The sequence below is a fragment of the Streptomyces sp. C genome, assembly GCF_000158895.1.
In the GTDB taxonomy this organism is placed as follows: domain Bacteria; phylum Actinomycetota; class Actinomycetes; order Streptomycetales; family Streptomycetaceae; genus Streptomyces; species Streptomyces racemochromogenes.
The window spans coordinates 1,754,431-1,763,874 of record NZ_GG657750.1 but is presented as its reverse complement, the minus strand read 5'-3'; the positions used below and the strand labels follow the sequence as shown (position 1 = coordinate 1,763,874).

10 protein-coding genes are annotated in these 9,444 nt (G+C 75.1%); 4 read left to right on the top strand and 6 right to left on the bottom strand.

Going from position 1 to position 9,444, the window contains the following annotated elements; translation table 11 throughout:
- Positions 1–976, bottom strand: a 976-nt coding sequence (locus SSNG_RS07795) for a DUF5925 domain-containing protein (RefSeq protein ID WP_007263260.1), incomplete at its 3' end; no start/stop codon positions are given.
- 191 nt (positions 977–1,167) lie between these two features.
- Between SSNG_RS07795 and SSNG_RS07790 the strand changes: the two genes are divergently transcribed.
- The gene (locus SSNG_RS07790; protein ID WP_007263259.1) at positions 1,168–1,971 is read left to right on the top strand and encodes an SGNH/GDSL hydrolase family protein; all 804 of its coding nucleotides are present in this window, start codon (positions 1,168–1,170) and stop codon (positions 1,969–1,971) included.
- A 16-nt stretch (positions 1,972–1,987) separates the two neighbouring features.
- On the opposite strand, the gene SSNG_RS42930 is transcribed toward SSNG_RS07790, so the two are convergent.
- Together SSNG_RS42930 and SSNG_RS42925 are read right to left on the bottom strand one after the other, a co-directional pair.
- Positions 1,988–2,617 carry a hypothetical protein gene (locus SSNG_RS42930; protein WP_129593290.1) on the bottom strand — a complete coding sequence of 210 codons (630 nt, stop codon included), beginning with the start codon at positions 2,615–2,617 and terminating at the stop codon, positions 1,988–1,990.
- Between the two features lie 11 nt (positions 2,618–2,628).
- Positions 2,629–3,669: a serine/threonine-protein kinase gene (locus SSNG_RS42925; RefSeq protein WP_007263257.1), complete on the bottom strand. Its 1,041-nt coding sequence runs from the start codon at positions 3,667–3,669 to the stop codon at positions 2,629–2,631.
- Between the two features lie 269 nt (positions 3,670–3,938).
- On the opposite strand from SSNG_RS42925, the gene SSNG_RS07775 reads away from it, so the two are divergent.
- The gene (locus tag SSNG_RS07775) at positions 3,939–4,208 is read left to right on the top strand and encodes a hypothetical protein (RefSeq protein WP_007263256.1); all 270 of its coding nucleotides are present in this window, start codon (positions 3,939–3,941) and stop codon (positions 4,206–4,208) included.
- A gap of 90 nt (positions 4,209–4,298) precedes the next feature.
- Here the strand turns inward: SSNG_RS07775 and SSNG_RS07770 are convergent, their stop codons facing one another.
- Positions 4,299–5,495: a CaiB/BaiF CoA-transferase family protein gene (locus SSNG_RS07770; protein WP_007263255.1), complete on the bottom strand. Its 1,197-nt coding sequence runs from the start codon at positions 5,493–5,495 to the stop codon at positions 4,299–4,301.
- A 125-nt stretch (positions 5,496–5,620) separates the two neighbouring features.
- Here SSNG_RS07770 and SSNG_RS07765 point away from each other — a divergent pair, with 125 nt between their 5' ends.
- Complete coding sequence (locus SSNG_RS07765; RefSeq protein WP_129593289.1) at positions 5,621–6,577, top strand: hypothetical protein; 957 nt, start codon at positions 5,621–5,623, stop codon at positions 6,575–6,577.
- 32 nt (positions 6,578–6,609) lie between these two features.
- Here the strand turns inward: SSNG_RS07765 and SSNG_RS07760 are convergent, their stop codons facing one another.
- Both SSNG_RS07760 and SSNG_RS07755 read right to left on the bottom strand, forming a co-directional pair.
- Positions 6,610–7,401 carry an ABC transporter permease gene (locus SSNG_RS07760; RefSeq protein WP_007263253.1) on the bottom strand — a complete coding sequence of 264 codons (792 nt, stop codon included), beginning with the start codon at positions 7,399–7,401 and terminating at the stop codon, positions 6,610–6,612.
- On the bottom strand, positions 7,398–8,369 hold the full coding sequence (locus SSNG_RS07755) for a daunorubicin resistance protein DrrA family ABC transporter ATP-binding protein (RefSeq protein WP_007263252.1): 972 nt from the start codon (positions 8,367–8,369) through the stop codon (positions 7,398–7,400). Before SSNG_RS07755 ends, SSNG_RS07760 begins: the two co-directional genes overlap by 4 nt.
- 77 nt (positions 8,370–8,446) lie before the next feature.
- On the opposite strand from SSNG_RS07755, the gene SSNG_RS07750 reads away from it, so the two are divergent.
- Positions 8,447–9,169 (top strand): TetR/AcrR family transcriptional regulator C-terminal domain-containing protein, encoded by a 723-nt coding sequence (locus SSNG_RS07750; protein ID WP_007263251.1) that lies wholly within the window; start codon positions 8,447–8,449, stop codon positions 9,167–9,169.
- The last annotated feature ends 275 nt before the right edge of the window (positions 9,170–9,444 follow it).

Genomic DNA, 9,444 nt, shown 5'->3' with positions numbered 1-9,444 from the left:
GCCAGTCCACCGCCTCCCGGTGGGTCAGCCGGCCGACCTCGATGCGGGCCAGGCACCGCCCCGGGCGGACCACCGCCGGGTGGAGGCGTTCCAGGTCCTCGTTCGTCGTGACGCCGACCAGGACGTTGCGGCCCTGCCCCAGCAGACCGTCCGTCAGGTTCAGCAGCCGCGAAAGCGCCTGACCGGCCGTGTGCCGGGCCTCGCCGCGGATCAGCTCGTCGCAGTCCTCCAGCAGCAGCAGCCGCCACCGGCCCTTCGCGGTGCCCTCGTCCTCGCCGATGGCGATGTCCATCAGGTAGCCCACGTCGTTGAACAGCCGCTCCGGGTCCAGGACGCAGTCCACCTGGCACCAGTCCCGCCACGACCGGGCCAGCGTGCGCAGCGCCGAGGTCTTGCCGGTGCCGGGCGGCCCGTGCAGCAGGAGCAGCCGGCCGGCGATGTCGTCCGGGGTGACCTTCATCAGCCGGTCCATCGCCAGCGCCACCGGCGCCGTGTAGTTCGGCCGGACGTCCTCCCACGTGCCCGCGGAGATCTGCCGGGTCGTGCGGTACGGGCCGCGGCGCGGGGAGACGTACCAGAAGCCCATCGTGACGTTCTCCGGCTGCGGTTCGGGCTCGTCCCGCGCCCCCTCCGTGGCCTGGCCGAGCACCTTCTCCGCGAGTTCGTCGCTGACCGCCGTCACGGTCACGTCCGCCCCCCGGCTCCAGCGGGAGACCAGGACCGTCCAGCCCTCGCCCTCGGCGAGCGTGGCGCTGCGGTCGGTGTCGCGGGCCGCGCGGAGCACGGTGGCGCGCGGGGGCAGCAGGGTGGCTTCCGCCTTCACCCGCTCGATCGTGACGCTCTGCGCGTACGGCTGCTCGCCGGTCGCGAACCGGCCGAGGAACAGCGCGTCGACGACATCCGACGGTGAGTCGCTGTCGTCGACATGGAGCCGGATCGGCAGCGCGTCATGCGGGTCTGCTGGCATGGCGCCCATGATCCGGCACGAACTGCCCCGACGCACCTGTGTTTCGCCGGATCGGGTGGACGGGTTCCCCCTTCAAACCCGGCTCGGGGTGAAGATTCCCGCCCCGAACATTCTTGGCATGGACACTTCCGGCCGGGCCCGGCTGCTTGTACCACGGACTCAGTAGTAACCCCCCCACAAGGAGCCGCACACCCATGAGCATGAGAATGTCGCGTTTCGCCGCCTTGACCTCCTCGCTGTTACTCGCCGCGGGCGCCGCCCTGTTCGGCGCCGGCCAGGCGTCCGCCGCGCAGGCCGACTTCGGCTACGTGGCCCTCGGCGACTCGTACTCCTCCGGCGTCGGCGCCGGCAACTACGACAGCTCCAGCGGCAGTTGCAAGCGCACCACCCGCGCCTACCCGGCCCTGTGGGCCGCCGCCCATTCCCCGCAGACCTTCTCCTTCACCGCGTGCTCGGGCGCCCGCACCGGTGACGTGCTCTCGGGCCAGCTCGGCCCCCTCAACTCCGGCACCGACCTCGTCAGCATCACCGTCGGCGGCAACGACGCCGGGTTCTCGGACGTGATGACGACCTGCGTCCTGCAGTCCGAATCCACCTGCGTCAACCGCGTCAACGAGGCCAAGCGGTACGTCGACACCACCCTCCCCGGCCGGCTCGACCAGGTCTACGACGCGATCCGGGGCCGCGCCCCCTCCGCCAAGGTCGTCGTCATCGGCTATCCCCGCTTCTACAAGCTGAACGGCACCTGCGTCGCCGGCCTGACGGAGGGCGAACGCTCCGCCATCAACGGCGCGGCGGACTACCTCAACGCCGCCATCGCCAAGCGCGCCGCCGACCACGGCTACACCTTCGCCTCGGTCGTCGGGGCGTTCACCGGCCACGAGATCTGCTCCGGCAGTGCCTGGCTGCACAGCGTCAACTGGGCCAACATCGGCGAGTCGTACCACCCCACGGCCGCCGGGCAGTCCGGCGGCTACCTGCCCGTCTTCTCCGGCAGCGTCTGATCCGCGGGACACGTCCCTAGGGGCTGACGCCCGCGCTCGGTGTGGGCGCGGGCGTCGGCGTCGGCGTCCCGGCCGGGGAACCGGAGGGCCCGGGGGAACCGGGGGAGGAGGCCCCGCCCGTCGGGGTCTCCTTCACGCACGTCAGGGAGTACTCCAGCCACGCCGAAGCCGTCTGCGCCGGCGCCCGTACCTCCAGCCGGACCGCGTCGCGGAAGCTCGCGCCCGCCGGATCGCCCGGCTCGGTGTGGTTCAGCTGGCGGGTGCGCGCCCCGCCCTCCTCGTACACGATGCTCTGCCAGTCGGAGGCGGGTCCCCCGCCCGCACCGCGCCGGACCCAGCGGTACTCCACCACCGCCGGGGTCCGGGCCACCTCGATCGTCCCGGTGAAGGCGGGCGCGGCCGCCTCGGCCGGCGGGCAGCTCCCGCGGTACTCGGGGCGCGTGGCGTGGGCGTACAGGGTGACGCTCTGCGCGGCGGTGGCACTGGCGGACGCGGAGGCCGATGCCGAGGCCGAAGCGGACGCCGACGCAGAGGGAGAAGAGGACGCCGACGCCGAAGGCGAGGGGGTGCCTCCCGGCCCTTCCCCGCCCCAGGTGTCCCGCAGCAGCAGCCACCCCAGCAGGACCAGCCCCAGCAGCAGCACCACGATCCCGAGGGTCAGCACCGCCCCCGCGGGCCCGCGGGAGCCGCCCCCGGCTTCCGGCGCGGGTGCCGGTACCGGCATCGGCATCGGCATCGGCATCGGCGGGGTCTGCCCGTAGCCCGCCCCGGATCCCGGCCCCGCCCCCGGATCCCGCCCGCGCGGCGACCGTCGGCGCGTCCGCCCCCGCCCCCGACACCGGGCCCGCCGGGGTCGCGTACCGCCCCGCCCGCGCCGACGATCCGCAGCATCCGGGCGGCCTCCGCGGCGGAGAGCCGTTCGGCCGGATCCTTGCGCAGCAGCCCCTCCAGCACGGGCTCCAGCGGCCCGGCCCGGCGCGGCGGGGGCAACTCCGCGTCCACGACCGCCTGCAGGGTGGACAGCGGGGTGTCCTTGCGGAAGGGCGAGACCCCCTCGACCGCCGCGTAGAGCATCACCCCGAGCGACCACAGGTCCGACTCCGGGCCGGGCTCGTTCCCGAGCGCCCGCTCCGGGGCCAGGAACTCGGGGGACCCGACCACCTCGCCGGTCATGGTGAGCGCGGCGGAGCCCTCCAGCCGGGCGATCCCGAAGTCGCTCAGCACCACCCGGCCGTCATTGGCGACCAGCACGTTGGCCGGCTTCACGTCCCGGTGCAGCACCCCGGCCCCGTGCGCGGAGCGCAGTGCGGCCAGGACCTGTTCGCCGATGTGCGCGGCCCGTTGGGGGTTCATCGGGCCCTCGCCCTCCAGCACCTCCGCCAGGGAGAGACCGCGCACCAGCTCCATCACGATCCACGGGCGCCCCTCCTCGCTCGCGACGTCGTAGACCGTGACCACCCCGCGGTGCGAGACGCGGGCGGCCGCCCACGCCTCCCGCTCCAGCCGCCGGTACATCCGCTCGACCTCGGCCGCGTCCAGCCCGGCGGGGGCCCGCACCTCCTTGACGGCGACCTCGCGGCCCAGCACCTCGTCACGGGCCCGCCACACCACACCCATGCCGCCGCGCCCCAACTGGCCGAGCAGCCGGTACCGGCCGGCGATGACACGCCCGGCGTCCCCGCTTTCGTTACCGTTCACGCGAGCCCCCCTGCGTCACCGGGTGATCACTCCAAGTTAGCGCAGTACGTGCCGGTCGGCCCCCGTCGTGACGACACTGTCACCGACTGCTGCGCGAGGTCCCCCAAGTCGACCCGATGGCACGGAGAGTGACGGTCGACTCCGCTGAGTAATCGTCAACTACCCGTAATTACAGGGGTAATTCACACCACCGGGATACCCGCGGGCGTTGCGGGGGCGATAGGGTTACCCTGCCCGGGCCGGGTGCCCTCGTACGGGTGGGGAGAGACATGGAACAGATAACGATGCGCAGCAGGCCGCCCCGCGTGCCTGCCATCACCTGCGGCAGCAGCGCGGTCAGCTCGCGCCTCGACCGCCACCTCGCCGTGCTGGGCGGTCCCGCCGCCCCGCGCCACGAGGTGGCCGAGGCGACCCTGCTGATGCGCGAGCTCACTTCGCGCGACCACACCCACGTCCAGCGGAGCCGGAGCGCGCGCGTCGCGCTCTTCGCACCGCTGCGCAGGCTGCGGCGCACGCTCTTCGGCAGCCGCCGCACCTGACCGTCCGCGCAGCCGGTCCCCCGTCCGGCTGCGACCCGGCCCCGTCCCCCCGTCCGGCGTCTTCCGGGAACCCCCGGCGCCACCCCGGCCTCAGGCGACCACACCGTCCCGGCGCAGTGCCGTGATCTGCGCGCCCGTCATCCCCAGGGCGCGCAGCAGGGCGTCGGTGTGTTCGCCGAGCGCGGGCACCGCACCCATCCGCGGTTCCGCGCCGCCCGGCAGCCCGATCGGCGGCAGCAGCGCCCGCAGCGGGCCGGCCGGCGAATCCACCTCCCGCCAGCGGTCCCGTGCCGCCAGCTGCGGGTGCCCGGCCAGCTGGGCCACCGAGTTGAGCCGCGCACAGGCGATCCCGGCCGCCTCCAGCCGCGCCACGGCCTCGTCCGCGCCGAGCCGGCCGAGGGCCTGCGCCACCACCGCGTCCGTCTTCTCCCGCCCCCGCGTGCGGGCGGCGTTCGTCGCGTACGCCGGGTCCTCCGCCAGGTCCGGCCGGTCCAGCACCCGGACCGCGAGGCGCCGCCACTCCCGGTCGTTCTGCACCGACAGCAGCACCCGGTCCCCGTCGGCCGTCGGGTAGGCGTCGTACGGCGCGATCACCGCGTGCGCGAGGCCGGTCCGTACGGGCTGCTCCCCGCCGTGCATCGTGTGGTGCAGCGGATGGCCCATCCACTCGGCGAGCGCGTCCAGCATCGACACCTCCACCGGCCCGCCGCGCCCGGTGGTGCCACGGCGCAGCAGGGCGGCGAGGACCCCCGAGAAGGCGTACATGGCGGCCGCGATGTCCGCCGCCGGGATGCCCGCCTTCACCGGCCGCTCCGGAGTGCCGGTCACCGAGACCAGCCCCGCCTCGCACTGCACGAGCATGTCGTAGGCGCGCTTGTGGGCGTACGGGCCCTCGGGGCCGTAGCCGGAGACGTCCACGGCGACCAGGCGCGGGTAACGGGCGCACAGCGCGGCCGCGTCGAGGCCGAGCCGGGCGGCGGCCCCGTGCGCGAGGTTCTGCACGAAGACGTCGGCACCCTCCAGCAGGCCGTGGAGCACCTCCAGTCCGCGCGGGTCCTTCAGGTCGAGGGCGACGGACTCCTTGCCGCGGTTGGCCCACACGAAGTGCGAGGCCAGGCCCTGGGCGGCGGTGTCGTAGGCGCGTGCGAAGTCGCCGCCGTCGGGCCGCTCGACCTTGATCACCCGGGCTCCGAGGTCGGCGAGCTGGCGGGTGGCGAAGGGGGCCGAGACGGCCTGTTCGACGGCGACCACGGTGAGGCCGGCGAGGGGGAGGGGTTCGGTAGCCATGGGGTCTGCCTACCGGGTGGAAGCCGGGTCTGTCACCCGTGTCCGGAGCTCAAGTCCGGCGGAATGCCCGGATTGTATGCGTAAGGTGCGGGCGTCCGCCCTGGCGCCGCACCGAAGGGTCGCCCATGACAGCCCCGACCGCCGCCGCAACCCCCGCCCGCTCCGCAGTCCGGCGAACGGCGGCCGTGGTGATGGCGCTGCTGGCGGGGGCGGCGGTGGCCACGGCGCCGGCCGGTGCGGCGGGCCGCGTCCCGGACCCGCTGAACGTGAGCGCCTCCAGTGCGGCCGGCGTCGTCACCAGCGCCCCCGCCTGTTCCCCGGGCCCGCTCACCGACGGCCGGCTGCTCACCGGCAGCGCCTCGCTGAACCCGGGTGTCTTCTCCTCGCTCGCCTCCCAGCTCGGCGTCAGCCTGCCGTTCCGGGTCGGCGCCACCCAGGCCGCGCTCCCCGAGGACGACGCCCGGGTCGCCCTGTCCAACGCCCGGGGGACCCTGACCCTGGCCCTGAAGAGCGGGACCTGCTCCTCCCCGACCCTCTCGTACGACGGGACCACGGTGACGGGGTCCGGCACCTGGACCGTCGTCCCGGACTCCGCCCCGGCGAACGCCTACCGGGGCGCCTCCGGCACGGGATCGTTCGGCGTGGCGGCCGACGTCACCACCGGCAGCGGCAAGCCGTGGAGCCTGAGCCTCACGGGCTCCGTCTCGCTCCTCCAGCCGCAGGTGGCCGTGACCCGCCGCGCCTACTGGGGCGGCCTCGGCAACTACCTCTCCCGCACGCTCAGCGTGGAGTACCGGATCCGGAACACCGGCCCCGGCGACGCGTTCAACGTCAAGCTGCTCGACGCGCCGCCCACGAGCCCGGGGATCACCCGGCTCGGCCCGGTGCCGCAGACGGTCGGCTCGATCCGCTCCGGCGCCACCGCCTCCGTCGTCGTCCGCTACCGGGTGTGCGGGATCGCCGTCGTCGGCTGCCGCTTCACCGCCGACACCCAGACGTCCCTGACGGACGCCCTGGACGGCAACCTGCACACGGAGACGGTCCCGGTGACCGTGCAGGTGCCCCTCACGCCGCTGCCCTGACGGCCGTCGCGGGGCCGGGTCCTGACCCGCCCTCAGCCCCGGCCGCGCGCGAACCGGCGCGTGGCCGGCGGCACGAACAGGAGCAGGAGCAGCAGCGACCACAGCACCGCGCCCGCCACCGGATGGGACGCGGGCCAGGCCGCGCCCGGGGCCGCGGCCGCGCCGCCCGCGTTGCCGCACAGCTCCCGTACGGCGGTGGCGACGGCGCTGATCGGGTTCCACTCCGCGACCGTCCGCAGCCAGCCGGGCAGTCCGGCCGTCGGCAGGTACGCGCTGGACAGCATCGGCAGCACGAAGGTGGCGCTGCCGAGCTGGCCCGCGGCCTCCTCGCTGCGGCTCACCAGCCCCAGGTACGTGCCCACCCAGGCGGCGGCGAACCGGAACAGCAGCAGCACGCCGAGCGCCCCCAGGGCCCCGGGCAGGCCGTTCTCCACCCGCCAGCCCATCGCCAGCCCCACCAGCATCAGCGGCACCATCGACACCGCCGTGGTCAGCAGGTCGGCGGCCGTCTGCCCCAGCGGGACCGCGGCCCGGCTCATCGGCAGCGTCCGGAAGCGGTCCATGACCCCCCGGTGGGCGTCCTGCGCGGCCGTGAACATGCCGGTCATCAGGCCGTTCGCGGCGGTCGCGGCGAGCAGCCCGGGCACCAGGAACTCGCGGTACTCGGCGCCCGGCATGGCGAGCGCGCTGCCGAACACGTAGCCGAAGAAGAGCAGCATCGCGATCGGCATGGTCTGGGTCAGCACCAGCAGGGCCGGGGCGTGCCGGGCCTTCTGGAGCTGGCGGGTGAGGACGGCGCCGCCGTCCGACAGCAGGGTGGTCATGCCGCGTGCTCCTTGTCGTCCGCGGGGGCGGCGGGGGTCCGGGTGAGGCGCAGGAACACCTCGTCGAGGGTGGGCGGGCGCAGGCTCGCGTCGGTCACGGGGACCCCGGCGGTGTCGAGCTCGCGGATGATCCGGGGCAGGGTGAGCGCGCCGTCGAGCACGGTCACGCCGACGGTGAGCCGCTCCTCGTCCAGGGCGGGGCGGCCTCCGGTGAGCTGGTCGAGGACCACGGCGGCGCCCGCGAGGGCGGCCGGTCCGGCGACGGTGACCTCGGCGCGGGCGCCGATCCGGGCCTTGAGGCCGGCCGGGGTTCCGGTGGCGAGGGCCCGGCCCCGGTCCACGACGACGATGTCGTCGGCGAGCCGGTCGGCCTCCTCCAGGTACTGGGTGGTCAGCAGCACGGTGGTGCCCTCGTGGGCGAGGTCGCGCACCGCTGTCCAGATCTGTTCGCGGGCCGCCGGGTCCAGCCCGGTGGTGGGCTCGTCGAGGAAGAGCACCCGGGGGCGGGTGACGAGGCCGGCGGCCAGGTCCAGGCGCCGCCTCATGCCGCCCGACCAGGTGGTGGCCACCCGGTCGGCGGCCTCGCCGAGGCCGAAGCGCTCCAGCAGCTCGTCCGCGCGCTCGCGCCCGGCCCGCCCCCGCAGTCCGGCGAGGCGGGCGAACAGCCGGAGGTTCTCCCGGCCGGTCAGGTCCCCGTCGACGGAGGCGTACTGGCCGGTGGCGCCGATGGCGCGGCGTACGGCGCCCGGGTCGGCGGTGACCTCGTGGCCGGCGACCAGGGCGCGTCCGGCGGTGGGGGCGGTGAGCGTGGTGAGGATCCGCACGGCGGTGGTCTTGCCCGCGCCGTTGGGGCCCAGCAGTCCGCAGACGGTGCCCTCCGGCACGGCCAGGTCGAGCCCGCGCAGGGCGTGCACCTCGCCGTAGTGCTTCTCCAGACCCTCACTAAGTACAGCGTACGTAGTCGTCATGCGCCGCACCCTACCGCAATACGTACGGTGTACGTAACTAAGATGGGGCGGAGACGAACGACGAGGTGATGTGACCGATGACAGCCGGCGGGCGCCCCGCTGAACCCGAAGTGATCTGGGCCCGTCCGCAGCGGGCGGGCCGCGGGCCCCGGCCCGCGCACAGCCGCGACTCGATCGCCGCCGAGGCCGTACGGATCGCCGACGCGGAGGGGATCGAGGCCGTTTCCATGCGGCGGGTGGCGGCCGGGATCGGCGCCGGGACGATGTCCCTGTACAACTACGTCCCGCGCAAGGAGGACCTGTACGAGCTGATGGTCGACGCGGTCAGCGGCGAGTACGACCTCACCGCGCCGAGCGGCCGTTGGCGGGAGGACCTGCTCGCCCTGGCCCGGCAGACCCGCGCCCTGATGCAGCGCCACCCCTGGCTGCCCCGGCTGCTGAGCCCGGTCTACGGCTTCGGCCCCAACGCCCTGCGGTACCTGGAGCACAGCCTGGCCTGCCTGGAGCCGCTGGAGGCGTCCGGGGCCGAGAAGCTGGAGCTGATCGCGTCCGTCAACGGCATGGTCGCCACCTTCGTGGCCGGGGAACTGGCCCTGGCCGAACGGGCCCGCTCGCTGCCCTGGAGCGAGGCCGCCGAGGAAGGCGTACGGACGGCCTGGCTCGGCTCCCGGCTGGCGACGGGGGAGTACCCGCGGCTCACGGCGGCCCTCACCGAAGGCACCCCGGTCACCGCCGCCGGCACGGACATGACGGACGTCTTCGACCGCGCCGTGTCCCGGCTGCTGACGGGGTGGTCCTGAGGGCGGGCCCGGAGCGGCGGCGACCGCCCGGCGGTGCCCGGCCGGCGGTGCCCGCTCGGTGGTGCCCGCTCGGTGGTGCCCGCTCGGCGGCGCCCGGCGCCTGGGGGCGCCGGGGAGCAGCGGCGCATGGCGCCCGGGGGCGCGCAGCCGGGGGTGCCTTCCGGCGGTGGCCGGGGGAGCCGCGGCGTCCGGCCTCCGGGTGGGCGGCGCCGCTTCGCGGACCGCCCCGGGGGCCTCAGAGCAGCGCGAACTGCCCGCCCGGGCCCTCCTCCTGG